The organism is Citrobacter sp. Cpo045, assembly GCF_030332875.1.
Classification (GTDB): domain Bacteria; phylum Pseudomonadota; class Gammaproteobacteria; order Enterobacterales; family Enterobacteriaceae; genus Citrobacter; species Citrobacter portucalensis.
Window position 1 is genome coordinate 356,956 of sequence record NZ_JAOWGZ010000103.1, and the last position, 26,390, is coordinate 383,345.

Annotated in this window: 23 protein-coding genes, 1 pseudogene and 1 other annotated feature (1 of these 25 running past the window's edge); of the genes and pseudogenes, 9 read left to right on the forward strand and 15 right to left on the reverse strand. The window is 43.8% G+C overall.

Annotated elements, in window-relative coordinates:
- Positions 1 to 42 (forward strand) — a sequence feature (His leader region); it begins 81 nt to the left of the window's first position.
- 45 nt (positions 43 to 87) lie between these two features.
- The 8 genes from hisG to hisIE all read left to right on the forward strand — a co-directional run bounded on the left by hisG (position 88) and on the right by hisIE (position 7,249).
- Positions 88 to 987 carry an ATP phosphoribosyltransferase gene (gene hisG / locus OGY13_RS17795; protein ID WP_003834191.1) on the forward strand — a complete coding sequence of 300 codons (900 nt, stop codon included), beginning with the start codon at positions 88 to 90 and terminating at the stop codon, positions 985 to 987.
- A 127-nt stretch (positions 988 to 1,114) separates the two neighbouring features.
- Positions 1,115 to 2,419 carry a histidinol dehydrogenase gene (hisD, locus tag OGY13_RS17800; protein WP_048235082.1) on the forward strand — a complete coding sequence of 435 codons (1,305 nt, stop codon included), beginning with the start codon at positions 1,115 to 1,117 and terminating at the stop codon, positions 2,417 to 2,419.
- Positions 2,416 to 3,495 carry a histidinol-phosphate transaminase gene (gene hisC / locus OGY13_RS17805; protein ID WP_213752969.1) on the forward strand — a complete coding sequence of 360 codons (1,080 nt, stop codon included), beginning with the start codon at positions 2,416 to 2,418 and terminating at the stop codon, positions 3,493 to 3,495. Before hisD ends, hisC begins: the two co-directional genes overlap by 4 nt.
- Entirely contained in the window at positions 3,492 to 4,559 is a 1,068-nt protein-coding gene (gene hisB / locus OGY13_RS17810) for a bifunctional histidinol-phosphatase/imidazoleglycerol-phosphate dehydratase HisB (protein WP_213752970.1), read from the forward strand. The genes hisC and hisB overlap by 4 nt, the downstream gene beginning before the upstream one ends.
- Complete coding sequence (hisH, locus tag OGY13_RS17815) at positions 4,559 to 5,149, forward strand: imidazole glycerol phosphate synthase subunit HisH (RefSeq protein WP_001103544.1); 591 nt, start codon at positions 4,559 to 4,561, stop codon at positions 5,147 to 5,149. Before hisB ends, hisH begins: the two co-directional genes overlap by 1 nt.
- A complete protein-coding gene (gene hisA / locus OGY13_RS17820; RefSeq protein ID WP_008785166.1) occupies positions 5,149 to 5,886 on the forward strand; it encodes a 1-(5-phosphoribosyl)-5-[(5-phosphoribosylamino)methylideneamino]imidazole-4-carboxamide isomerase in 738 nt (245 codons plus the stop codon). Before hisH ends, hisA begins: the two co-directional genes overlap by 1 nt.
- Positions 5,868 to 6,644 carry an imidazole glycerol phosphate synthase subunit HisF gene (hisF, locus tag OGY13_RS17825; RefSeq protein ID WP_213752971.1) on the forward strand — a complete coding sequence of 259 codons (777 nt, stop codon included), beginning with the start codon at positions 5,868 to 5,870 and terminating at the stop codon, positions 6,642 to 6,644. Before hisA ends, hisF begins: the two co-directional genes overlap by 19 nt.
- The gene (gene hisIE / locus OGY13_RS17830; protein ID WP_000956425.1) at positions 6,638 to 7,249 is read left to right on the forward strand and encodes a bifunctional phosphoribosyl-AMP cyclohydrolase/phosphoribosyl-ATP diphosphatase HisIE; all 612 of its coding nucleotides are present in this window, start codon (positions 6,638 to 6,640) and stop codon (positions 7,247 to 7,249) included. The genes hisF and hisIE overlap by 7 nt, the downstream gene beginning before the upstream one ends.
- A 55-nt stretch (positions 7,250 to 7,304) precedes the next feature.
- Here the strand turns inward: hisIE and wzzB are convergent, their stop codons facing one another.
- Positions 7,305 to 8,288 (reverse strand): LPS O-antigen chain length determinant protein WzzB, encoded by a 984-nt coding sequence (gene wzzB, locus OGY13_RS17835; RefSeq protein ID WP_186413216.1) that lies wholly within the window; start codon positions 8,286 to 8,288, stop codon positions 7,305 to 7,307.
- Positions 8,289 to 8,685: 397 nt separating this feature from the next.
- Here wzzB and OGY13_RS17840 point away from each other — a divergent pair, with 397 nt between their 5' ends.
- Positions 8,686 to 9,690, forward strand: a complete 1,005-nt coding sequence (locus OGY13_RS17840; protein WP_186413215.1) for an NAD-dependent epimerase — start codon at positions 8,686 to 8,688, stop codon at positions 9,688 to 9,690.
- Between the two features lie 59 nt (positions 9,691 to 9,749).
- Here OGY13_RS17840 and ugd read toward each other — a convergent pair whose 3' ends face one another.
- The 14 genes and pseudogenes from ugd to wcaM form a co-directional block, all read right to left on the reverse strand.
- On the reverse strand, positions 9,750 to 10,916 hold the full coding sequence (gene ugd, locus OGY13_RS17845; RefSeq protein WP_186413214.1) for a UDP-glucose 6-dehydrogenase: 1,167 nt from the start codon (positions 10,914 to 10,916) through the stop codon (positions 9,750 to 9,752).
- 198 nt (positions 10,917 to 11,114) lie between these two features.
- Positions 11,115 to 12,521: an NADP-dependent phosphogluconate dehydrogenase gene (gnd, locus tag OGY13_RS17850; protein WP_213752972.1), complete on the reverse strand. Its 1,407-nt coding sequence runs from the start codon at positions 12,519 to 12,521 to the stop codon at positions 11,115 to 11,117.
- 507 nt (positions 12,522 to 13,028) lie between these two features.
- Positions 13,029 to 13,787: a glycosyltransferase family 2 protein gene (locus tag OGY13_RS17855; RefSeq protein WP_258735399.1), complete on the reverse strand. Its 759-nt coding sequence runs from the start codon at positions 13,785 to 13,787 to the stop codon at positions 13,029 to 13,031.
- Positions 13,766 to 14,806 (reverse strand): glycosyltransferase family 4 protein, encoded by a 1,041-nt coding sequence (locus tag OGY13_RS17860; protein WP_213753142.1) that lies wholly within the window; start codon positions 14,804 to 14,806, stop codon positions 13,766 to 13,768. The genes OGY13_RS17855 and OGY13_RS17860 overlap by 22 nt, the downstream gene beginning before the upstream one ends.
- Before the next feature lie 319 nt (positions 14,807 to 15,125).
- Positions 15,126 to 16,116, reverse strand: a pseudogene (locus OGY13_RS17865) (IS3 family transposase).
- A 102-nt stretch (positions 16,117 to 16,218) separates the two neighbouring features.
- Positions 16,219 to 16,926 carry a glycosyltransferase gene (locus tag OGY13_RS17870; protein WP_186413211.1) on the reverse strand — a complete coding sequence of 236 codons (708 nt, stop codon included), beginning with the start codon at positions 16,924 to 16,926 and terminating at the stop codon, positions 16,219 to 16,221.
- Positions 16,927 to 17,305: 379 nt separating this feature from the next.
- The gene (locus OGY13_RS25065; RefSeq protein ID WP_186413210.1) at positions 17,306 to 18,523 is read right to left on the reverse strand and encodes an EpsG family protein; all 1,218 of its coding nucleotides are present in this window, start codon (positions 18,521 to 18,523) and stop codon (positions 17,306 to 17,308) included.
- A complete protein-coding gene (locus tag OGY13_RS17875) occupies positions 18,513 to 19,319 on the reverse strand; it encodes a glycosyltransferase family 2 protein (protein ID WP_186413209.1) in 807 nt (268 codons plus the stop codon). The genes OGY13_RS25065 and OGY13_RS17875 overlap by 11 nt, the downstream gene beginning before the upstream one ends.
- Complete coding sequence (locus OGY13_RS17880) at positions 19,306 to 20,484, reverse strand: CDP-glycerol glycerophosphotransferase family protein (RefSeq protein ID WP_186413208.1); 1,179 nt, start codon at positions 20,482 to 20,484, stop codon at positions 19,306 to 19,308. Before OGY13_RS17880 ends, OGY13_RS17875 begins: the two co-directional genes overlap by 14 nt.
- The gene (locus OGY13_RS17885) at positions 20,468 to 21,769 is read right to left on the reverse strand and encodes a polysaccharide biosynthesis protein (RefSeq protein WP_186413207.1); all 1,302 of its coding nucleotides are present in this window, start codon (positions 21,767 to 21,769) and stop codon (positions 20,468 to 20,470) included. The genes OGY13_RS17880 and OGY13_RS17885 overlap by 17 nt, the downstream gene beginning before the upstream one ends.
- Positions 21,770 to 21,840: 71 nt before the next feature.
- Positions 21,841 to 22,236, reverse strand: a complete 396-nt coding sequence (locus OGY13_RS17890; RefSeq protein WP_186413206.1) for an FAD synthase family protein — start codon at positions 22,234 to 22,236, stop codon at positions 21,841 to 21,843.
- Positions 22,237 to 22,715: 479 nt separating this feature from the next.
- Positions 22,716 to 23,609 carry a UTP--glucose-1-phosphate uridylyltransferase GalF gene (galF, locus tag OGY13_RS17895; RefSeq protein WP_186413205.1) on the reverse strand — a complete coding sequence of 298 codons (894 nt, stop codon included), beginning with the start codon at positions 23,607 to 23,609 and terminating at the stop codon, positions 22,716 to 22,718.
- Between the two features lie 237 nt (positions 23,610 to 23,846).
- Positions 23,847 to 24,842, reverse strand: coding sequence for an SDR family oxidoreductase (locus OGY13_RS17900; RefSeq protein WP_048215967.1), 996 nt, complete (start codon positions 24,840 to 24,842; stop codon positions 23,847 to 23,849).
- 148 nt (positions 24,843 to 24,990) lie between these two features.
- Positions 24,991 to 26,385: a colanic acid biosynthesis protein WcaM gene (wcaM, locus tag OGY13_RS17905; RefSeq protein WP_128612034.1), complete on the reverse strand. Its 1,395-nt coding sequence runs from the start codon at positions 26,383 to 26,385 to the stop codon at positions 24,991 to 24,993.
- Between the last annotated feature and the right edge of the window lie 5 nt (positions 26,386 to 26,390).

Consider the following 26,390-nt stretch of genomic DNA (forward strand, 5'->3'; position numbering starts at 1 on the left):
ATGAGAAAGCCCCCGGAAGATTTCTTCCGGGGGCTTTTTTTTGTGCGTGACCCAAACTGATTCAGACAGGATAACGAGGAATAAAGAATGTTAGACAACACCCGTTTACGCATAGCTATGCAGAAATCAGGCCGCTTAAGCGATGATTCACGCGAATTACTGGCCCGTTGCGGCATTAAAATTAATCTTCACACCCAGCGCCTGATTGCGATGGCGGAGAACATGCCGATCGATATTCTGCGTGTGCGTGATGACGATATCCCGGGTCTGGTGATGGACGGTGTCGTTGACCTCGGCATCATCGGGGAAAACGTTCTGGAAGAGGAACTGCTCAACCGCCGGGCACAGGGTGAAGACCCTCGCTATTTTACTCTGCGCCGTCTGGACTTCGGCGGCTGCCGTCTCTCGCTGGCTACCCCGGTTGATGAAGCCTGGGATGGCCCGGCAGCGCTGAACGGTAAACGTATCGCGACCTCTTACCCACACCTGCTCAAACGTTATCTCGATCAGAAAGGAGTTTCGTTTAAATCTTGTCTGTTAAACGGCTCAGTAGAAGTCGCTCCCCGTGCGGGTCTGGCTGATGCGATTTGCGATCTGGTGTCCACCGGCGCAACGCTTGAAGCCAACGGTCTGCGCGAAGTAGAAGTGATCTACCGCTCTAAAGCCTGTCTGATTCAGCGCGACGGCGAAATGGCCGAAGCCAAGCAACAACTGATCGACAAACTGCTAACCCGTATCCAGGGGGTTATTCAGGCCCGTGAATCCAAATACATCATGATGCACGCGCCGAGCGAGCGTCTGGACGAGGTCATCGCCCTGCTGCCCGGCGCTGAGCGCCCTACCATTCTGCCTCTGGCGGGCGACCAGCAGCGTGTTGCCATGCACATGGTCAGCAGCGAAACCCTGTTCTGGGAAACAATGGAAAAACTGAAAGCGCTCGGTGCCAGCTCAATTCTGGTGTTGCCGATTGAGAAGATGATGGAGTGATCTGATGCCTGATGGCGCTTCGCTTATCAGGCCTACAAGAATTGTCACAATCATTGATATTACGGGTCTTGTAGGCCGGATAAGGCAGCGCCGCCATCCGGCAACACCCGATAATGGAGTAACGACCATGAGCTTCAATACCCTGATTGACTGGAATAGCTATAGCCCTGAGCAGCAGCGCGAACTGCTGATGCGCCCGGCGATTTCCGCCTCTGAAAGCATCAGCCGTACGGTGGCCGAGATCCTTGAGAACGTCAAAAATAACGGCGACCGGGCGCTGCGTGAATACAGTGCAAAGTTCGATAAAACCGAGGTTGGCGCGCTGCGCGTGACCGAGGAAGAAATCCAGCAAGCCAGCAGTCGCCTGAGCGACGAACTGAAACAAGCCATGCAGGCGGCGGTGCGTAATATTGATACTTTCCACACCGCGCAGATCCTGCCACCGGTGGATATCGAAACCCAGCCGGGTGTGCGTTGCCAGCAGGTTACCCGCCCTATCGCTTCCGTGGGCCTGTATATTCCTGGAGGTTCGGCGCCGCTGTTTTCCACCGTATTAATGCTGGCGACCCCGGCGCGCATCGCCGGTTGCAAAAAAGTGGTGCTGTGCTCACCGCCGCCAATTGCCGATGAAATCCTCTACGCCGCGCAGTTGTGTGGCGTAAAAGAGGTGTTTAATGTTGGCGGTGCGCAGGCCATTGCCGCACTGGCGCTGGGCACCGAATCTATTCCTAAGGTTGATAAAATCTTCGGGCCGGGCAATGCTTATGTGACCGAAGCCAAACGCCAGGTCAGCCAGCGTCTTGACGGTGCGGCCATCGACATGCCTGCTGGCCCGTCCGAAGTGCTGGTTATCGCCGACAGCGGCGCGACGCCGGACTTTGTTGCCTCTGACCTGCTTTCTCAGGCAGAACACGGCCCCGACTCGCAGGTTATTCTCCTGACGCCAGACGCTACGCTTGCCGAAGGCGTTGCCAAAGCCGTTGAACGCCAGCTCGCTGAGCTTTCCCGCGCTGAGACCGCACGTCAGGCGCTCTCCGCCAGCCGCTTAATCGTGGCGAAAGATCTGGCGCAGTGCGTTGAAATATCTAACGCCTACGGTCCGGAACACCTGATTATTCAGACCCGCAACGCGCGTGAACTGGTTGATGAGATCACCAGCGCCGGTTCGGTGTTCCTCGGTGACTGGTCGCCGGAATCCGCAGGCGACTATGCTTCTGGCACCAACCACGTTCTTCCGACCTACGGCTATACCGCGACCTGCTCAAGCCTTGGGCTGGCTGATTTCCAGAAACGGATGACCGTACAGGAATTAACCCCACAAGGTTTCTCTGCCCTGGCCTCAACCATTGAAACACTGGCCGCTGCTGAACGACTGACTGCCCACAAAAATGCCGTCACCCTGCGCGTTAACGCCCTGAAGGAGCAAGCATGAGCACTGACAACTTTCTCAGCGTCACTGATTTAGCCCGTAAGAATGTTCGCGAATTAACGCCCTATCAGTCTGCCCGTCGTCTCGGTGGTAACGGCGATGTCTGGCTCAACGCGAATGAGTACCCAACCGCCGTTGAGTTCCAGCTCAGTCAGCAAACGCTGAACCGCTACCCTGAATGCCAGCCGAAAGCGGTGATTGAGAATTACGCGCAGTATGCTGGCGTCAAACCGGAGCAGGTGCTGGTCAGCCGCGGCGCAGATGAAGGGATCGAACTGCTGGTGCGCGCTTTTTGCGAACCCGGTAAAGATGCGATTCTGTACTGCCCGCCGACTTACGGCATGTACAGCGTCAGCGCCGAAACGATTGGCGTTGAGTGCCGCACCGTTCCAACCCTTGATAGCTGGCAACTGGATTTACAAGGCATCGCGGACAAGCTTGATGGCGTGAAGGTAGTCTACGTATGCAGCCCTAATAACCCAACCGGCCAGCTGATTAACCCGCAGGATCTGCGTTCACTGCTCGACATGACGCAGGGTAAAGCTATTGTGGTCGCTGATGAGGCCTATATTGAGTTTTGTCCGCAGGCCACGCTGGCAGGCTGGCTTTCTGAGTATCCGCATCTGGTGATATTACGCACGTTGTCCAAAGCGTTTGCGCTCGCCGGTTTACGCTGCGGGTTTACGCTGGCGAATGAAGAGGTTATCAATCTGCTGTTAAAAGTGATTGCCCCTTACCCACTCTCTACGCCGGTGGCAGATATCGCCGCCCAGGCGCTGACGCCGCAAGGGGTTGCCGCCATGCGTCAACGCGTAGAGCAGACCCTGGAAGAGCGTCAGTATCTGGTAGATAACCTGAAAACAATTCGCTGTGTAGAGCAGGTATTCGATTCTGAAACCAACTATGTTCTGGCGCGCTTCACCGCATCAAGTAGCGTATTTAAATCTTTGTGGGTTCAGGGCATTATCTTACGAGATCAGAATAAACAACCTTCGTTAAGCGGCTGCCTGCGAATTACTGTCGGAACCCGTGAAGAGAGCCAGCGCGTCATTGACGCCTTACGTGCGGAGCAAGTATGAGCCAGAAGTATCTTTTTATTGACCGTGATGGAACCCTGATTTCCGAACCGCCAAGTGACTTTCAGGTCGATCGCTTTGACAAACTCGCCTTCGAGCCGGAAGTTGTTCCCGTTTTGCTGAAACTGCAAAAAGCAGGTTTTAAGCTGGTTATGATCACTAACCAGGATGGACTCGGAACCCAGAGTTTCCCGCAGGCTGATTTTGACGGTCCGCATAACCTGATGATGCAAATTTTCACCTCTCAGGGCGTGACGTTTGATGAGGTACTGATTTGCCCGCACCTGCCAGCGGACGATTGCGATTGCCGTAAGCCAAAAGTGAAGCTGGTTGAACAGTATCTGGTTGAACAGGCCATGGATATGGCGAACAGCTACGTCATTGGCGATCGGGCGACCGATATTCAGCTCGCTGAAAACATGGGCATTAGCGGATTGCGTTACCATCGCGATACCCTGAACTGGGCGATGATCGGCGAGCAGTTGACCAAACGTGACCGCTACGCACACGTTGAGCGTAATACTAAAGAAACGCAGATTGACGTCAAAGTCTGGCTGGACCGCGAAGGCCGCAGCAAAATCAATACCGGCGTTGGCTTCTTTGACCACATGCTGGATCAAATCGCCACCCACGGCGGTTTTCGCATGGAGATTGCCGTCAAGGGCGATCTGTATATAGACGATCACCACACCGTTGAAGATACCGGTCTGGCGCTGGGCGAAGCCTTAAAGCTGGCGTTAGGCGATAAACGCGGCATCAATCGTTTTGGTTTTGTACTGCCGATGGATGAGTGCCTGGCACGTTGCGCGCTGGATATCTCCGGGCGTCCGCACCTGGAATACCGCGCGGAGTTTACCTACCAGCGCGTTGGCGATCTGAGCACGGAGATGATCGAACACTTCTTCCGTTCACTCTCTTACACTATGGGCGTCACCCTGCACCTGAAAACCAAAGGCAAAAATGACCACCACCGTGTGGAGAGCCTGTTTAAAGCCTTTGGCCGTACGCTGCGTCAGGCGATTCGTGTAGAAGGCGACACGCTGCCCTCTTCAAAAGGAGTGCTGTGATGAACGTGGTGATTCTGGACACCGGCTGCGCCAACCTGCACTCGGTAAAATCTGCCGTCGCACGGCATGGATACGACCCGGTCGTCAGCCGTGACCCGGACGTAGTTCTGCGCGCCGATAAACTGTTTCTGCCGGGCGTCGGCACCGCGCAGGCGGCTATGGACCAGTTGCACGAGCGCGAACTGATTGAACTGATTAAAGCCTGCACGCAACCAGTACTGGGGATCTGTTTAGGTATGCAACTGCTGGGCCGTCGCAGCGAAGAGAGTAACGGTGTCTCCCTACTGGGCATTATTGAGCAGGACGTCCCGAAGATGACCGATTTCGGTCTGCCGCTGCCGCATATGGGCTGGAATCGCGTCTATCCGCAGGCAGGGAACCGTCTGTTCCAGGGTATTGAAGATGGTGCGTATTTCTACTTTGTACACAGTTACGCTATGCCGGTAAACCCGTGGACCATCGCCCAGTGCAATTACGGCGAACCGTTTACCGCGGCAGTACAAAAGGACAATTTCTTTGGCGTACAGTTTCACCCGGAACGTTCGGGCGCGGCTGGGGCACAGTTGCTGAAAAACTTTCTGGAGATGTAATGATTATTCCGGCATTAGATTTAATCGACGGCACGGTGGTGCGTCTTCATCAGGGCGATTACGCTAAGCAACGTGATTACGGTAACGATCCTCTCCCCCGTTTGCAGGATTATGCAGCCCAGGGTGCTGAAGTGCTGCACCTGGTTGATTTAACCGGCGCGAAAGACCCGGCACAGCGCCAGATCCCGCTGATCAAAACGCTGGTCGCTGGCGTCAATGTTCCGGTACAGGTTGGCGGCGGCGTGCGTACGGAAGCAGACGTGGCGGCGCTTCTTGACGCAGGTGTGGCGCGCGTGGTGGTGGGTTCGACGGCGGTAAAATCCCCCGAGATAGTCAAGAGCTGGTTTGCCCGTTTTGGTGCCGATGCGCTGGTACTGGCGCTGGACGTTCGTATTGACGAGCACGGGAATAAACAGGTTGCGGTCAGTGGCTGGCAGGAAGATTCAGGGGTTTCACTGGAAGAACTGGTTGAGACCTATTTACCCGTCGGCCTGAAGCACGTGCTGTGTACCGATATCTCCCGCGACGGTACGCTGGCAGGCTCAAACGTCGCGCTGTATGAAGAAGTGTGCGCCAAATACCCGCAGGTGGCATTTCAGTCATCTGGCGGCATTGGCGGAATCGAGGACGTAGCGGCCCTGCGCGGGACTGGTGTTCGTGGCGTGATCGTCGGACGCGCCCTGCTGGAAGGTAAGTTCACCGTTGAGGAGGCCATTCAATGCTGGCAAAACGCATAATTCCTTGTCTGGACGTCCGTGATGGGCAGGTGGTAAAAGGCGTCCAGTTCCGCAATCACGAGATTATTGGCGACATTGTCCCGCTGGCAAAACGCTATGCCGATGAAGGCGCAGATGAACTGGTGTTCTACGATATCACCGCTTCCAGCGATGGCCGCGTAGTGGATAAAAGCTGGGTATCACGCGTGGCGGAAGTGATCGATATTCCGTTCTGCGTAGCTGGCGGCATTAAATCCATCGACGATGCGGCGCGCATTCTCTCCTTCGGGGCGGACAAAATCTCCATCAACTCCCCGGCGCTGGCCGAACCGGAACTTATCACCCGTCTGGCGGATCGCTTTGGCGTGCAGTGCATCGTGGTGGGCATTGATACCTGGTATGACGCCGACACCGGCAAATATCATGTAAATCAGTATACCGGAGATGAAAGCCGTACCCGCGTCACGCACTGGGAAACACTGGACTGGGTGCAGGAGGTCCAAAAACGAGGCGCGGGCGAAATCGTCCTGAACATGATGAACCAGGACGGCGTACGTAACGGTTATGACCTGGAGCAACTGAAAAAAGTGCGTGATGTTTGCCACGTCCCGCTGATTGCCTCCGGCGGTGCGGGCACCATGGAACACTTCCTGGAAGCCTTCCGGGATGCCGACGTTGACGGCGCGCTTGCCGCCTCCGTCTTCCACAAGCAAATTATCAATATTGGTGAATTAAAAGCGTACCTGGCAACACAGGGCGTGGAGATCAGGATATGTTAACGAAGCAACAATGCCGCGAGCTGGACTGGGAAAAAACCGACGGACTGATGCCAGTCATCGTGCAGCATGCGGTTTCCGGTGAAGTATTGATGCTGGGGTATATGAACCCGGAGGCGCTGGATAAAACGCTCGAAAGCGGCAAAGTGACCTTTTTCTCACGGACCAAGCAGCGCCTGTGGACCAAAGGAGAAACCTCCGGTCACTTCCTTAATGTGGTGAGCATTGCGCCTGACTGCGACAACGACACTCTGCTCGTTCTGGTTAATCCGATTGGCCCAACCTGCCATAAAGGCACCTCAAGCTGCTTTGGTGACGCAAGCCACCAGTGGCTGTTTTTGTATCAGCTTGAGCAACTGCTGGCCGAACGTAAAACCGCTGACCCAGCCAGCTCCTACACCGCGAAACTGTATGCCAGCGGCACCAAACGCATCGCACAGAAAGTGGGTGAAGAAGGCGTAGAAACCGCGCTGGCCGCGACGGTGAACGACCGTTTTGAGCTGACAAATGAAGCTTCTGATCTGATGTATCACCTGCTGGTTTTGTTGCAGGATCAGGACCTCGATCTGACGACGGTGATTGAGAATTTACGTAAGCGTCATCAGTAAGTTGCAGACGTAAAAAAACCGGGCAGAGCCCGGTTTTTTGTTGTCAGGTTCAAACTTACTCAGCTTTGGCTTTGTAACCACGCAGAGCATTTCGCCCCAGCACCACGCCTGCACCAATCATCCCACCGAGCAGAACCGCCAGCACGAGGGTAATCGCTTTTTTCGGGCTGTCACGACGAATCGGTAACGTTGGTTTCATCACATAGCGGTAGGCGTGTAACTCAGCCCCTTCAAGCTTAAGACTTTCGATATCCAACAGCTTTTGCTTGGTCTGGAAGTAGTTATCAGACAATATCAAAGGACGTGTAGATTCGTGCTCAATCATGGACTTCAGGGCATCACTACCCAACAGGAACATACTGTCCTGTGTCACATCCTGCGTCTGCTGAATTTGCGGCTTAGTCACCCCGGCCTGCTCTGCATAACGCAGCGCTTCCTGAATTTGTTTAATTCGCAGATCTTTTTGCTCCTGCGCGACCACTTCCTGAGTTTTCAAAGAGTCCTGAATCGTGGTTGTTTGCAACTTGATATTATCAACCAGGTCAAGCTCCAGCTCTTTAGCAACCTTTTCATCTGTTTGTTGAATGTATTCAGCCAGTTGACGCTGAGCGTCTTCAGGTGAGCCACCCACATAAGAAATCGCCAACGGCAGTGGTTGACCTTTAACAGACTGATCAATTGTCAGTTTTTCTGGTTTTTCCTGATTATCTAGCATTTCAGCCAATGCGGATAAAGAGGTGCTGAATCGCCCGATCACATTTGCCTGAAGTTCAGTGACCTTAGGCGCACTGGCACCATACAACACATTGAGGGCGTTGTTATATGTGGCTATCTGACCCACATCCGGTTGGGTGATGATGGCTGTTGAGGTCCATTTCTCCTTGGCAACTGCCAAATAGCCCACAGCAAGTACTAAGGCAATAACAATCGCGATAACGATTGTTACTTTCCCACGCCATAACTGTACCAGTAAATCGATCAGATCAATCTGTTCCGGATCGTGACTGCGCCCGAACATGTTGTTATCACTTACAGACATAGAAACCCTAGATAAGGAAAGACTTAAACTGGGATTAGTTTAGCTATAAATTGAGGCAATGCCATAGGATTAATGATAAAAAAATCAAATTGTTTCTGGGATTTTGATTGGTATTTCAAACACTACTGAATAGCGATACGATTAAACAAAGTGTCAATACTCAAAGAACATCTTCATGCGCAAAAAACCATCAACAAACAGGTTTCATGCCCGCTAATCGTTATACTTTACAATTCATTTTTTGAATTCACAGCACGAATGCTTACCGTCTAACCAGTAAAAATGGTAGGCGTAAATAATATAACAATTAGCTTTTTTACCATCTAACGGTATCATTCCACTTTTTAGTAGCACCTGTTGGTGCCTGGCTATTATTTAGCCAAAAAGAGGAATAAACATGAAATACCTGGTTACGGGTGCCGCTGGTTTCATCGGCTTCCACGTTAGCAAACGCCTCCTTGAGGCTGGCCATCAAGTAGTCGGTATTGATAACCTGAACGATTACTACGACGTCAGCCTTAAACAAGCTCGTCTGGAATTACTGGCGCAGCCTGGTTTCCAGTTTCATAAAATTGATTTAGCCGACCGCGAAGGCATGACTAAACTTTTCGCATCCGGGCATTTTGAACGTGTGATTCATCTCGCCGCACAGGCTGGTGTACGATATTCACTCGAAAACCCGCATGCCTACGCAGACTCAAATCTCACAGGCTTTCTGAACATACTGGAAGGGTGTCGCCATAATAAAATTCAGCATTTACTCTACGCTTCATCCAGTTCAGTTTACGGCCTGAATCGCAAAATGCCTTTCTCTACGGATGATTCCGTAGATCATCCCGTGTCGCTGTATGCAGCAACCAAAAAAGCCAACGAACTGATGGCCCATACTTATTCCCATTTGTACGGATTGCCCACAACCGGGTTGCGTTTCTTTACCGTGTACGGTCCTTGGGGTCGTCCTGATATGGCGCTGTTCAAGTTCACCAAAGCGATGCTTGAAGGGAAAAGTATTGACGTCTATAACTATGGCAAAATGAAGCGTGACTTTACCTATATTGATGATATCGCAGAAGCAATCATTCGCCTGCAGGATGTCATTCCACACGCAGACACACAATGGACCGTTGAAACAGGCACGCCAGCAGCCAGCATTGCGCCCTATCGCGTTTACAATATCGGCAATAGTTCACCGGTTGAGCTAATGGACTATATCCAGGCTCTGGAAGATGCACTGAGTATTGAAGCAGAGAAAAATATGCTACCGCTACAGCCAGGTGATGTGCTGGAAACCAGCGCGGACACTAAAGCACTGTATGAGGTAATTGGTTTTAAACCTGAAACCACGGTAAAAGATGGGGTGAAGAACTTTGTTGACTGGTATCGTGATTTCTACAAAGTTTAATTACTGACCTGATTAAAATAAAAAAGGCCTTATATAAGGCCTTTTTTATGGAGACGAGATTAATCACTACCAAACAAATCGCGGGTATACACTTTATCGGCAACATCAGCTAATTCTGACGTCATGCGGTTAGAAATAATAATATCTGCTTCATTTTTGAACGTATTAAGATCACGCACAACTCGGGAATGGAAAAATTCATCCTCTTCCATGACCGGTTCATAGATAATAACGGGCACGCCCTTTGCCTTAATGCGCTTCATGATGCCCTGAATCGATGAAGCCCGGAAATTATCGGAACCACTTTTCATGATCAAACGGTACACGCCAACTACCTTAGGCTTACGCGCAAGAATAGAATCTGCGATGAAGTCTTTACGCGTACGGTTCGCATCAACGATCGCGCCAATAATGTTATTCGGTACAGACGCGTAGTTCGCCAGCAACTGCTTAGTATCTTTCGGCAGACAGTAGCCACCATAGCCGAATGACGGGTTGTTGTAGTGATTACCGATACGCGGATCCAGGCACACACCTTCAATAATCTGCCGTGAATTCAAGCCAAGACTTTCTGCATAGCTATCCAGCTCGTTAAAGTAAGCCACACGTAACGCCAGATAGGTGTTAGCAAACAACTTGATGGCTTCGGCTTCAGTCGAGTCGGTAAACAGCGTCGGAATGTCCTTTTTAACCGCTCCTTCCTGCAGCAGCGCGGCAAAACGCTCGGCACGTTCGGAACGTTCGCCAATAACGATACGGGACGGATGCAGGTTGTCGTACAGTGCACGACCTTCACGCAGGAATTCTGGCGAAAAGAATATATTGTCGATACCCAACTGTTCTTTAATGGAGTTCGTAAAGCCAACCGGAATCGTTGATTTAATTACCATCACCGCATTTGGGTTGATTTCGACTACATCGCGGATCACTGACTCGACGCTCGAGGTGTTAAAGTAGTTAGTTTTTGGATCGTAATCAGTCGGTGTCGCGATGATAACGTAGTCCGCGTCGCGGTATGCATCATACTTATCGGTCGTTGCACGGAAATTCAGCTGTTTTGTCGCCAGATACTCTTCGATCTCTCTATCAACGATCGGCGATTTTTTCTGATTCAGCATCTCGACCTTCGTCGGAACGATATCCAGAGCGACCACTTCATGGTGCTGGGCAATCAGAATACCGTTCGACAAACCAACATAACCTGTTCCTGAGATAGTTATCTTCATTCGCTGTGTAACTTCTTCCGGTTAAACATTTGAGGGTGAACACGCTGCCAACAACGTGGCGCATCGGCTCTGCATTGCACCAGTATATCGTGCTTTGCTACAACACCGGATATCGGACCTGACTGAATCCCATTTTTTGGCAATAAAAAAGCCCGGAGGAGCGCTCCGGGCCTGCATTTACAGTTAGACTAAATCAGATTAATCCAGCCATTCAGTGTGGAACACACCTTCTTTATCAGTGCGTTTATACGTGTGCGCACCGAAGTAGTCGCGCTGGGCCTGGATCAGGTTAGCCGGCAGTACCGCAGAACGGTAGCTATCGTAGTAGGCTACCGCAGCAGAGAAGGTCGGTACCGGGATACCATTCTGCACAGCATAAGCCACTACATCACGCAGCGCTTGCTGATATTCGTCAGCGATATTTTTGAAGTACGGGGCCAGCAGCAGGTTCGCGATGCCTTTGTTTTCAGCATACGCGTCAGTAATTTTCTGCAGGAACTGCGCACGAATGATGCAGCCCGCGCGGAAGATCTTCGCGATTTCACCGTAGTTCAGATCCCAGTTGTACTCGTCGGACGCGGCACGCAGCTGAGAGAAACCCTGTGCGTAGGAGACGATCTTGCCCAGGTACAGCGCGCGACGGACTTTCTCAATGAACTCGGCTTTATCGCCAGCCAGTTTAGCCTGCGGGCCAGACAGCACTTTAGATGCCGCAACGCGCTGGTCTTTCAGAGAAGAGATATAACGAGCAAATACGGACTCAGTGATTAAGGACAGCGGTTCCCCCAGATCCAGAGAGCTCTGGCTGGTCCATTTACCGGTGCCTTTGTTGGCCGCTTCGTCGAGGATCACATCAACCAGGTATTTACCTTCTTCATCTTTTTTGGTGAAGATATCTTTGGTGATGTCGATCAGGTAACTGCTCAGCTCGCCTTCGTTCCACTCGGTGAAAGTGGTTGCCAGATCTTCGTTTGACAGGTTCAGACCGCCTTTCAGCAGAGAATAGGCTTCAGCAATTAGTTGCATATCGCCGTATTCGATACCGTTGTGAACCATTTTCACGTAATGACCCGCACCGTCGGCACCGATGTAGGTTACGCACGGTTCGCCGTCTTCAGCTACAGCAGCAATCTTGGTCAGGATAGGCGCTACCAGCTCATACGCTTCTTTCTGGCCGCCAGGCATGATGGATGGGCCTTTCAGCGCGCCCTCTTCACCACCGGACACGCCGGTACCGATGAAGTTAAAGCCTTCAGCAGACAATTCGCGGTTACGACGAATGGTATCCTGGAAGAAGGTATTACCACCATCAATGATGATGTCGCCTTTATCCAGATACGGCTTCAGGGAATCGATGGCAGCATCGGTGCCAGCGCCCGCTTTCACCATTAACAGGATACGACGTGGGGTTTCAAGAGACTCGACGAACTCTTTCACCGTGTAATAGGGAACCAGTTTCTTACCTGGGTTCTCGGCAACAACTTCTTCAGTTTTTTCGCGGGAGCGGTTGAAGATGGAGACGGTATAACCACGGCTTTCGATGTTGAGCGCCAGGTTGCGCCCCATCACTGCCATACCTACGACGCCGATCTGTTGCTTGGACATTACATACTCCTGTCAGGTGTGGTCACCGCGCGATGTATGCACGGCTTGAAATGTGGACTAATGTTAACTCAGATTCAGGTGATATGAATAGCATTTGCTGATATAAATGTAGTAGTACTTATTTATAATGATGGATAGTTATCCCTTCCTCTCTAAAATATCAGATACTTAAAGATATAAAAAGATATAACATTTCCAACATTCACACTACTGTTTCCATTCATTGATATTTAAACCATTCCTTTTAAATAAATCATAATTATAAACTTCACTATAAATTATATATAGCTCTCACCCCCTAAATAATGTAATCATTAGACGTGAGACTCATTACTTATTTAAAACTGGCATTCACAATTACAAGAAATTTATAACTTACTGAAAAAAGAAGAAACCTTGCGTTATCTTTCGCATAATTTACTAAGACGAAGATTTGACATTTGAATTTCAGCAACCCAAAGCTGATTCCCTATCCATTTGCAAAAAAAATATTGAAAACGCACAGCTTTATTTTAAAGATCGCAGCAATGCGCTGATAGCATAATAACACCAATAATAGGAACTCTTCAAAAAACACATTTTGAGCTGTTTCCTATAAATATTCCACTGCCAACAAGCAGCTTTTAATTTATTAGCAGATAGTGAATTATCACCAACGCGATATCGGGCCAAGACTTGTTGTATACATACAGCACTACCAGAACGACGCAATAACTCTAACCACATTAAATAATCTTCATGACCGCACTCTTTCTGTAGACATTTCTCTAGTTTTTTCTGATTATATATACCGGTAAGATTGCCAATACAGTTACCGCGAAGCATTCGCGAGTAACTAATTTTTGATGGGCAGTATCGGGTTCCAACAATATTTTTTGGATCATGAATGAAAATTACATAGTTAGAGCAAACTACATCATATCCTTTTTCAAGTAACGGGACTTGCAAAGATAGTTTATTTGACTCCCAAAAATCATCACTATCTAAAAAAGCAATATACTGGCCTTTACAACTCTCAATACCTATATTCCGAGCTCTAGCCACTCCGCTATTAGTTTTTAAACGAATTAGCGTGATGCGAGAATCATTGAAGCTAGAAACAATTTGAACAGTATTATCAGTTGAAGCATCATCGATTACATACAAATGCCAATCTTGATAACTTTGCTGTAGCACGGAACTGATACTTTCATAAATATAAGGCGAAGCATTAAAAGCAGGCATGATAATAGATACAGACTCCCTCACGATATTAACTCCTGCCATTGCTGGCTAATTTTTTCGACTGTGTAGTGTTCTGCATTTTTAAGCGCTTCATGTTGCATACGTTTTCTTAAAGAATCATCTCTAATTAATGTTGTTAATAGCAATGAAAACGCAGTTTCATCACCATCAGCTACAAGTATTCCATCTTCGTTATCATTGATAATTTCACGTGGTCCAGTTTTACAATCAAACGCTATTGCTGGCAATCCATATGATTTAGCCTCAATCAACACTAATGGCAATCCTTCGTAACGAGATGTCATAGCAAGTATACTTGCATTTTTATATTCATCAGCGATAAAAGGTGTTGCTGAAATCAATGACACACTTTCCGAGATATCTAACTCAAATATAAGATTTTGCAATTCATTACGCTTCTCACCATCGCCCACAATATGCAACACCCATCCATCACGATCATCTAATGAGGCCCAAATCCGTAGTAACCTATCAAATGCTTTTTGATAAGTGAGACGACCTACAGCTAGCACTATCTTATTCTTATGCTCTAAAGTAGATTCATGCTGTAGCTCAAAATTACTTGCGTTAGGAATAATGCTAACACGTGAGCGAACTATTTTATTAAGTAATTTATAATCATGTTGTGTCAGTAATACAAGATCATCAGCAAATTGATAACTGAGCCATTTGAATATGCGGACTAACTTTGTTGACATCTCAAAAGCAACATGTTCACTAAGTATTAATCGACAGCCTAATCTCAGTAATTTATGCAAGCATGCAACCTTAAATGACAGACGCCCCATCGAAATAGTGATCATTACATCGCAAAAGTTTTTTCTCAGAAACATTACTAACTCATAGAGTGTTTGTTTTTTAAGCACTTTTAATTCAACCCGTTTATCCAACGGATAATAAGGCACCCCATTTTCCGCGGATACCGAAACCAGGAACACTGAATAACCAGCCAGAGACATCTGGTTAGCCAAAAATGATGCGACACGCTCCGTACCACCAGAGCGAGAGATATCATCAATCAAAATAAATATTGTTTTCATTTTTACCTAAAATAGAGAGAACAACAAAAGACTATGCAGAGCGGACACTAAGCTAACGCCCTATATCGAATGACAAAATCACTTTCACTAGATAAACGAAATCCTGCATCAACTACAAATAAACATGAGGAAGATAGTACTCTTTCTTTATAAGAATTAATTGTTATAAAATTAAACTCCCTTTATGAATAAAGGGAAGAACGCACAAAACACACCCGGCTTTCACATGTCACATCGTTCATAAAATCAGGATTAAAATAACTTTATGGCTATGAAAAACAGGAAACTGACCCTGGCCCAAAATCAATGCAGTGCTAAATCAGAGATCTTCGTCTTTTTGCAAGCTCCGGATAAATTCAGCCGGAGTCATGTCATTTAATGATGAATTCATCCTCTCATGATTATATTCCCTGCGCCACTTCTCGAGTTTATTCTACGCATCTTCCAGCAACAAAAACCAGTGAATATTCAAGCATTCATCTCGCAGGCTTCCGTTAAACGATTCAGTAAATGGGTTATCTGTCTGAATACGTACCGGCATACGCTTATCCAGTACCCGCAGCGCTTCCATTACCCGGACCACATCTTCATCCTTCAATGATTTTCCGGTATGGATCGCCAGGCATTCCCGACTAAAATTATCCACTACAGTCAGCGCCCGGAAGCGCCGACCATTAAACAGACTATCCGACAAGAAATCCATACTCCAGCACTGAACGATGTTCGTCAGGGTCGGACGCTGCTGACGGTGTGTCGCACGATATGCCTGCGGGGACGTTTCCTGCGCAAATTCAGGCCTTCAAGACAATAAATCCGGTGTGTTTTCTTATAGTTAATTAACCAGCCTTCTCGTAGTAGGACGTGAATACGCGGACAGCCGTAGCGTATTTGTGTTTCCGCAATTTCCCTGATGCGCATGTTATTGCCCGATCGTCACGACGACTCTGCCATTGATAGACAGTTTTGCTCTGCATCAGCAACCCACATCCCCGACGAACGCTGATACAATATGCCTCTCGCAGGAAATGTACCGCCTGGCGCTTCTGAGCCAGCCTCAGAACTTTTGCTTCAGTACCTCCTGCAGCATCGACTCAGATCAGCCACTAGTTTCTTCAGCCGCTGATTTTCATCCTCCAGTTGCCGCAGATGCCGCAGCTCGGTCACGCCCAGACCGGCAATTTTTTTCTTCCAGTGTAAAAAGTGGCCTCAGAAATACCCATCTTTCTGAAAACCTCCCCGACGCGGGTGCCGGTTTCGGCCTGTTTCAGTACAAACGCAATCTGTTCTTCGGTATAACGGGTCTTTATCATGGCAATGCGCCTCTCAGTGAGATGGAAGAAAGACCGGAGACTTCAGTTTAGCCTGATGCTGTTTTCAGGGAGAAGATCAGAACTAGCTCTAAAAATGTATTGTTATCTACATAATAATTTTTTAATGCAAAAAGCCATATATAATATGAAACCTACAGTAAAACCATTTGCAGCTATAAACATTTTCATTTTGGTCTTTAACTTGTCTTTATTTGGGTATGTGTTATTATTTATTGCTATTTCCGGATGGAAAGAACAGATTTTGTTTGATTTATAAATCTTACCGCCAGAGCGAATCAACTCACATGCAAAGATGTACTCTTCACCCGAAGGGTATTTAGTACCAAGACCAAATTCAGTGTTAAACCGAACATTTTTTAGCGCAGATATTTTAATAATCATATCAATAGAGCAAATTCCAGCAGCAGAAACAATGTTAACTTTTTTTATTTTTTCTTTTGTCTCTACCGCATCCTTTTTTAATGTATGAGAGACAATCAATAAAGGACTTTCATTATATTTAGTGATTAAACGGTATATGTAAGATAATGCTTCATCATATATATCAACATCATCATCCATGATCCAAAGATAATCTGATTTTGCATTTTCGATTGCCAAATTTCTACTTTTTGATAACCCAATCTCATTAGATTCTATATATCTAACATTAGATGGTAAGGATCTTACAAAATCTGAATAATTTTGACCATTGGTGATTTGATGGATCAAAAGATATCTGCAATCACTGCGAAATTTTATTTTATAAATTCCTGAGTTTAAAGCCGATAAACCGATTTCAATATCCAATTGAGATTCCTGTTTTCTATATAAGCTTGATTTCACTTTAGAAGCATATATGGTTCTAAATTAGCTAAAATAATATGAGGATAGTAGAACCAGGATACAACTATTAATTATCATACCTTGGTGTTAAATTGAGCGTAATTAGCAAGATATTGTTTTTATTGAAATGTTTTATAAACACATCTTAACAATACTATGTCGGCCATAACATAATAAAACTCTTCAAATGATGATACTCTCCTTACTGTCTATAAGGCAGTAATTGCATTTCTCATGCTGTTGCAATTTTTAGCTCTAATTAACTTCCATTTTAATTTTTATGTATATTAGATAAAAAGATAAGAACTTAATGGCTGAAGATAAATATTTCAAGTTATATTTACTATCTTGTATAAATGACTGAATAGTACTCTAAAAGATAAGAATTGATATTTTTACTTAGAACTTCAAAAAAACTAACATTGAAAGGGTGTTCAAACATATAAAAGGATACATCATCTCCTTTATATAAAATAATAAATAAAAACGAACAATTTATCAAAAGCAGAGTATACAAAGCAATAATTTTACTTGAGATATAAATTTTTGTGGATATTAACATTGGATATATAAAAAATGGCGAAAGAGCATAGATAAATAAAGAAATCCTAATACCAAAGTTTTGCGGTATATTATAACTCACTATCCCTAATAGTAAGAAAAATAATAGAAATAAAAACATTCTTCTGGTAATTAACTCTGCTCTGGCATTCGAATAAAATAGTATTGAAAAGCAAAGTAGATAATTAACTACTATAGTCAAAACCTGAACGTATCCCATAGAATTGCCATAGCTATTGAATAAATAATATTCAATACGTTCGCGTAATGTTATAAAGCACACAACCATAAGACAAATAGCGGTAATTAAGACAATGAATTTTATTTTCCTATTTCTTGCTTTTATAAATTCCCATACACCTATATATAACACTGATGACAAATGAGATGTTATGGCTAACAAATAATATAAGTATTTTTTCCTATTGCATAATAAAAATGCATTAAGTAGAAAAACTGCTGATAGCATACTACGCAGAAAATATGCATTAAAAGCATAAAAAGCGTAAGACAGGTTGAATATTAAAAAATAAAGACAAGAAAGTCGAGGGTTAATTCGAAAACAAAATAAAAACAAAAACAACTGAATTATAGTGAAACTTGAAAATAAAAAAACATATTCATTTCCATTGAATATAAAATATACCACCCGCATCATGAGCAATATAAATATTTCAATTCCCCCGCCAAATCTTCCGAAACTAAATATATTAGTTTCCATTATATTTCTATAAATTAAAACATACTCAGCAATATCAGAGAATGGAGTTATTGATGAGTAAAATAGTATAAAAAATACAATTGAAAGTAGTGAGAACACCCCCCTGAGTTTATTATTAACAAATGGACTGAGTAGACCTATAAGAGGTAATGATATTAAAGGGTAAATAAAAAACAATATAATAATAAAAAATATCAATATATAATAAGAACAAATGGACCGTCTTATTTTTTTGTTAAAGACGGCATCAGCTTCCACATCGTGATTTTTAAGAATCATTTTTGTATAGATACTCTACAGGACTTAAATTAGACATATGAATCGTTTTGATATAGGATAATCTTTTAACATGAATAAAACATGGCATACTAATTCTGCTCATTATCTTCTGTAAAAGTGTCCTTTTATTTTTTAACTTCAGCACCTCAAAAAAAACAGAATCACAGTATTCAAAACTATCCTTTCTAATTAAGTACGGCTCACAAGATAATATAGCACCAAAAACCTCAATCCCACGGAAAGAGATAACATCGGTGTAATTATATAATGAAATTAACTTAGACTGGATTTTATTTATTCCTGCTGGAGTATATATACAATGAGCATCACATTTCATCACAAAATCTGACGTAGCTAAAGAAAAAGCGTAATTATAATATGTTGCTAATGAGCGTGCTGGATACTTCTTGACCTCATCATAATATTTATCGCCAGCCAATGCTACTTGCTCTGTATAGTGAAATATTTTAATTTCGCATACATCTTTAAGTTCATTTTTCAGTTTTTCAACTATTAATAAAGTTGAGTCTGTTGAACCATTATCTACAATTATTATTTCCCGGCAAAGCGCTGCGACAGATAATATTGATAACTCAATAAAAGTTGCACCATTCTTCACTCGATAGACTGCTGTAATTGAAGGATGCTTATCTCTATTTGTTACAGTTTTCGATAAATATTTTACAGTTAGGCTATCTCTGTTGTCACGGGTTAAAAAACCTGACAACTCATTGAAATTAAGTCTTACATTAACAATTTTAGACTCAATTTTATAGAATAATTTACTGATTATCATATATAAAACTTTGAATCCTCTTAATGATATATATATCACCATTTCGTTCCAAGGAACAGAATTTCTCCGAAATATAAGAACGAAATTCAACCCAATCATCATTGCCGTCTAGCAACTTCTTCATTTCCGACATTAGTTCTTTTTGAGTAAATACTTTAGCTCCTGGAGTAACATCCTCATACTTTAAATACAGATCTCGTGCTGTCGTATACTCGTGCAAATCAAATGGATAAAATATTATAGGTCTATCAAGGTATAAATAGTCAAAATAAATTGACGAATAGTCTGTTATTAAATAATCAGAATCCAGCATATTATCTTCAACTGGCTCTTTACTATCAATAATAACTATATTCTTAAACTCCGTTATATTAACATCTAGCTTAGTATTCGGATGCAATCTTAAATATAGAAGGGAATTATTGCGTGATAGAAATGTATTCAGCTCATTAAAATCCATCCCAGATACTTTAATGAAATCTGAACGATCATCCCGCCACGTAGGAGCATACAGAAATATCTTGGTTCTTTTTCCCACTGAACTTTTATTAGCAGATATTTTTTTATTTGATCTTTCTATCAAATTAGAGATACGGGGTGGATCTGCTATAATAACGCATTTAGGATCAAATACTCTAAATGCTGATTTGAATGAATAATCGTACACAAAATCACTTGGTGAAAGGATTAGAGTACACTTTATATGTTTTTCTGGCATTAATATTTTAATAAACCAGTTAGCACCTTTAAAATAAGAGTACAATGGTAATTTTTTAATATCATACTCTATTTTTTTTAATGGAGTACCATGCCATAAATTTACCAATACAGCACCCGCTGATGTATAAAAATTTATAGTCGATACATAATTAGAATAAACATATACTTTAGCCTTAAAGCAATAATATAGACCTTTTATACTATTTTTAGTAAATGCCTCATATCCTTTTCCTCTAATAAAATCGACTATTTGCCTTTTATCAGAAATCCATATACATCTAATGCCCTCATATTTATTGGTTGTTTCAAACAGATAACGAGTATTATCAGTAAAACCACCATATCCACCAAAAACCCAAATATTCTCATCACGTTTAAATAAGAAACCTATAGGATAGATAACCCATAAAAAAACTTTACTTATGTACTTAATTATTTTTCTCATATGTGAAACCTGAATAAAATCGCTTGCTAATTAATATAGTTAATATTGACACTATTAAAACAGAGGCTATTGGCAATTCGAAATATTTCATTTGTAACTGAATGCCCAATAAAAAAAGAGATGGTGTAAGAACTGAATTAATAACTTGAGTTATGACAAATTTTTCAACTTTGAAACAGCGAGTAAAAACTTCACAACCTGATATTATGAATGTAAAAATAAAAAACACAGAGATATATATCATCTGGTTCATTGGTAATACTTTTTCAAACAAGAAAAAATTCGGTTTAAAAAAGTATAGAAGATAAAAAAACGCATACCCTATTAAAAGTAATGTCAGTGAAAGGAAAAAATACTTATCGAATATTTTCTTAGCTTCTTTGACAAAACCATTTGCTATATTATTAGCATACAAAGTCATTTGTGAATTTAATATTGACATAGCTATGTTCTGACCTGCACGCATTATTGATATTGAAATACCAATATAACCAGCAATTTCTGGACCTAAATATTTAAATGATATTATATTAAATCCATTCCAGTAGAAATAACCTAAAAACCAAACTACGCTTGTTTTTTTTAATAAAGGCCATAATTCAAAAAAAACACTTTTAAAAACAAACCCTTTCTTTTTAAGATCTATAAATAACCAACTACAGTTATTTAACAAATAAATTGATATTAAAAAGGATATTATCCCTGACAACTGGGATATTCCCATAGAATATAAACCAAAACCAGAATAGATTGCTATCCATAATGAGCCAGCAACCATTAACTGGCTAACTATGTTAGCCCTGATTAACAGATTTTGTTTTTGTGTACCATCTAACATAGCATTTAGAGGTAATAGCATTAAGCTTATACATGATATCAATAATAAGAAATACCATGGTTTGCACCATTGAATAATACCGTGATAATCCTTAAACATCACGTATGATACAACAGCACCCATAAAGAAAAAAATTATAGTTAAAGAAAAATACCAATAGAGGGAAAATATAAAGTATTTTGATATTTTATCACTATTACCTTTATTATCTGTGGAGTCATATGAATGACTATAGTACTGTTTAAGCACTCCCGTCATACCCACTTCTAATAATTGAGTCATTGCAGTGAGAGAAAAAAAAGCATAATAAAACCCCAACTCTTCGCTGGATAGTTTTTTAGCCAATACCAATAAAGTTACAGGGCCGACAAATACACGAATAGAAGAAAAGCATATAGACAATAATGATATTGTTTTATACTTTTTTTCCTTTTCACTTGTTACCATACAGATTTCGCTTTCTTATGTTCAATAAAATTGCATCATTATATAAACCAATAAAATTAATACTATATGTTTTATCTTGCTCTGCGTACAATTTCTATAATTTCAGTGGTTGATATCGAGGGGGTTCTAGGTAAATACAAAACCTCACACTCATTTTTAACCCAATCAAACCGTCCTTCCCAATCATTTCCCATCACGAGTAAATCAGCATTGTATTTTTTAATATAATTTAGTTTAAGCTCTAATGATTCTTCGATAAAAACATGATCTACAAATTTAAGAGATGATATTATTTCGACACGTTCTTCTTGACAATAGATTGGATATCTTTGTTTTTTAGAATAATTCAAAGCATCAGATGACACACCTACAATTAACTCTGTACCAAGACTACGAGCTCTTTTGAGTATATTGACATGACCAACATGAAAAACATCAAAAGTGCCAAATGTTATTACTCTTTTCATTTTATATTCACTCTGAAATAGGTTTACAAATACAATTGATATTGAGGTAATTATAAGAATATTATCAGCATAGCTTACTTTAAACTTATATGGCGAAATGCTATAGTAGCGCACCAAAAGGAATTATATAAAAATCATTAATATTTCACATTGATAATTTAGCTGGCTATTATAATACCAGCTGAAATTATATTCAACAGATACTATAAAACTGATTACACACGCTACCGCCCCTGGCTCAAAAGCTACCAGTGCACTAAGTATCCCATATTAGATTTAACATTGAAGATATCAAGGGTAACAATGACTAAACATTCCCTCGTAATAAATCACTCCTAATTAAAGTATGACAACTATTTGTTCCCTTAATCAATTATTATTTATGAGAAAGCCTGAAGAGGCAGTGACATAAATTTATTTCGTCGCAAAAATAATCACTGCCATGGTTTAGAGCAACACTATAAAGCGATCAGAACTCATTACTCTCCAAGTAATTTCTCAATATTCTTACGGAACTTCGCCCCTTCCTTCAAGTTCCGTAGCCCATACTTCACGAACGCCTGCATATAGCCCATTTTTTTACCGCAGTCGTAGCTGTCGCCCGTCATCAACATCGCATCGACAGATTGTTTTTTCGCCAGTTCTGCAATAGCATCCGTTAACTGAATTCGACCCCAGGCACCTGGTTGGGTATGCTCTAATTCTGCCCAAATATCAGCAGACAGCACATAGCGGCCTACGGCCATCAGATCGGAATCAAGAGTCTGTGGCTGGTCTGGTTTTTCAATGAACTCAACGATGCGGCTGACTTTACCTTCGTTGTCTAAAGGCTCTTTGGTCTGAATAACAGAGTACTCAGAAAGCTCGCCTTCCATACGCTTAGCCAGCACCTGACTACGCCCTGTTTCATTAAAGCGAGCAACCATGGCAGCTAAGTTGTAGCGCAGCGGGTCCGCACTCGCGGTATCCAGAACGACGTCCGGTAATACCACGACGAAAGGATTATCACCAATAATAGGGCGAGCACAAAGAATTGAATGACCCAGCCCCAGCAGCTGAGCCTGACGAACGTTCATGATAGTCACGCCAGGCGGACAGATCGACTGCACTTCGGCTAAGAGCTGGCGCTTAACACGCTGCTCAAGGAGTGATTCGAGTTCGTAAGAGGTGTCGAAGTGGTTCTCAACTGCGTTCTTCGACGCATGAGTCACCAGAACGATTTCTTTGATACCGGCAGCTACAATCTCGTCGACAATGTATTGAATCATCGGCTTGTCTACGATCGGCAGCATCTCTTTAGGGATTGCCTTCGTAGCAGGCAACATGTGCATCCCCAGGCCCGCTACCGGGATAACTGCTTTCAAATTAGTCATTCTCTCTCCTACCTCCAAACGGCTGATAAAGTATAGACTTTAGCCGTACGTTAGCCAGTATTGCTGGCTCCATCCTCAACACGAAATAGCTAGGTTAAGGTAAACCGAATGCAAACTCTACACTTCACCAGCACCGAGGTGAACTCGGATTCCTCGGAAACGAACTCATCTCGTCAGTTTTATAGCATTTCCGAAAAATCGAAGTTAACTAAGCCCCAGGCACTCTACAAACAACAATCACTCAGAGACAAACGTAATGTCATCTTTCTTATCGTGCAAAAATTCGTATTTTAAAGTGCGATCCAGCCCCTGAGACAATGTATAAGGTGCGACAAAACCGGATGAGTGGACTTTCGTTGCATCAAACTGTGTGGTGGCACAGAACTTCTTCACGCGCACAGAGCTGACAGCATATTTTTTGCCGGTCACTTTACCCAAAATATCAAAGCAATAGCCACCTAACATGCCTAGAGCGTAAGGTAAGTGTGCTGAGGGAATTTTTTTACTTAAGCTCTGTTCAACTTCGGTAACCAGTTGATTCATATTCAGATCAGGTTTATCAACGTAATTATAAACCTCATAACCAGCAGTCACATTCTTCAGTTTATACTTGATAAACTCAACAATATTACCCACATAAGCCATTGATTTATAATTCGTACCAGCCCCAACCATCATAAACTTACCGCCAGCGATCTGCTTCAGCAGATTATAAACGTTGCCGCGGTTGCGTTCGCCAAAGATAACAGTTGGACGAATGATAGTCAGCGAACGATCATCAGGCGCTTTAGCATGCCATTCACGAAGAACCTCTTCCGCTTGCCACTTGCTTTTACCGTAGTGGTTGAAGGGATCGTGAGGATGATTTTCATCAGGGTTGGTTTTGTTCAGGCCATAGACCGCAACAGAACTGGTGAAAATGATGTTCTTAACATCATTTTTCTCCATAGCGGCCAATACATTGCGCGTCCCCTGAACATTCACATCATAGTAGAGTGAAGTAGGACTGACATCATCACGGTGTTCAGCCGCTAGCAACACTACTGTGTCATAGCCTGACAGCGCCTGATCCAGAACTTGTTGGTCGCGAACATCACCGATTTGCGTGATTTGCGGATAGAAATGACTCTGCTGTTTATCCAGATTCTTGATATCAAAATCCGCAACAGCCGTCTCCAGGAGTCTGGTCCCCACGAATCCGGAGGCACCGATGAGCAAAACTTTATCGTTCATAAATCACTTTGTCTGTTCGTAACACAAGAAGCGTATGATAAAGATGAGCGTCTTCCCTGAGTAGTCAATGCTGCCCAGCCCCAGCTTTAACAGTAATTGGGTGATTATAATCTTTTAGCCAATGATATCCAGTAAGAATATAGTGGGGTTACCTCCCCTGCCCCGGCAGTCGAAAATTCACCGCTTCGACATTCACTACCTGATGGTTTACCCGGTCAATGTCAACTGAACTTTGCCCGCTTTCGTTTACCGCATGGATATTCGCCAGTGATAGCAAGGTGTCCTGCTTAGCCATAAACTTGCCGCGCACATCCTTACGAAGGTCGAAGTGCATCTTGAGCGCGGGTCCTGTTGCGGATTGCTGCATCACCCTGATGTTACGTAAAAAAAGATGCTGTGGTTGGTTGTGCAACTCAAGCGTGGCTCGCTTCATCTCCACGTTGGTGATGGCCACGAACGACGTTGCATTACCTGATGAGATCTGAATTCCACGTAATTTATATTCAAGTTTCGTGTTATCCAGATGGATATTATTTAACTTAAAGTTCTGCGGGATGGATAAATATCGTCCTTTAATAACACCGTAGCCAATGAGCATACCTGCGCTATTTTCCATATTGATATCATCAATCACGAAATTATCGCAGCCATAAATAGCAACCGTTGCATTATCAATGCCTGCTTTCTTACTAAAATCTGGGGTAATATTTCGTGCGGTGATATTACGAATGATAAACTGTTTGCCGTTCTCTACATGGACTAACTGTCGACAGTCGGTACCGGTGATATTCGCCACCACAAAGTTTTTTACCGCCAGTTCATCGGGATAGGTATTGTCATAGGTACTGCCCGCCAGCCCGATGCCGATGCCCCAGTTCACGTTGCCATTGGTACAGTTGATACGTTCAATGACATGGTCAGAAATGAGGATGTTGCTGTCGTTGATCGCCACATTCCACTCAATGGCATCTCCCTGTAGATCGCTAAAACGGCAGTTTGTAATCTTTACGCCATCCATCCGGTTATGAAAGCCCTGACGCAGGATCCCATAGTTGGCGCGCGTGACGGTAATATCATCGATAACCAGATTGCGCATCAGCCTTGGTGTTTTGCCGCCGATATAGACTTGTGTCACTGGCCCGAAACCACTCATGGCAATCCCTTTTATCACACAGTCTGAACCGCGCACATCGAGGGTAACATTCCTCAGGCTCCCCCCCTGCTCACCCACTACCTTACATCCATCCTGCAGAACAAAGCGACCACGGCCATTGCCGCTGATTCTGCCTTGCAGGTGTAGCGTTTTGCCAGTAGGAATAACGACAGCGGTATTGAGATCCTTACATTCCAGTCCATATGGTACGACTACCGTTTGTCCTTCTTTGAACGCCTGCCGGAAAGAAGCGACCCAATCCTTTGGGTTGTAATCCTGAATGTTAACACTGTCCGATGATTCAAGCGCCCGGACAACGGGAGAATGCAGTACGACAAGCGCAGAGCCTGCCGTCAGAAAAGTACGGCGTGAGAGTTTGTTCTCTGACATACAAC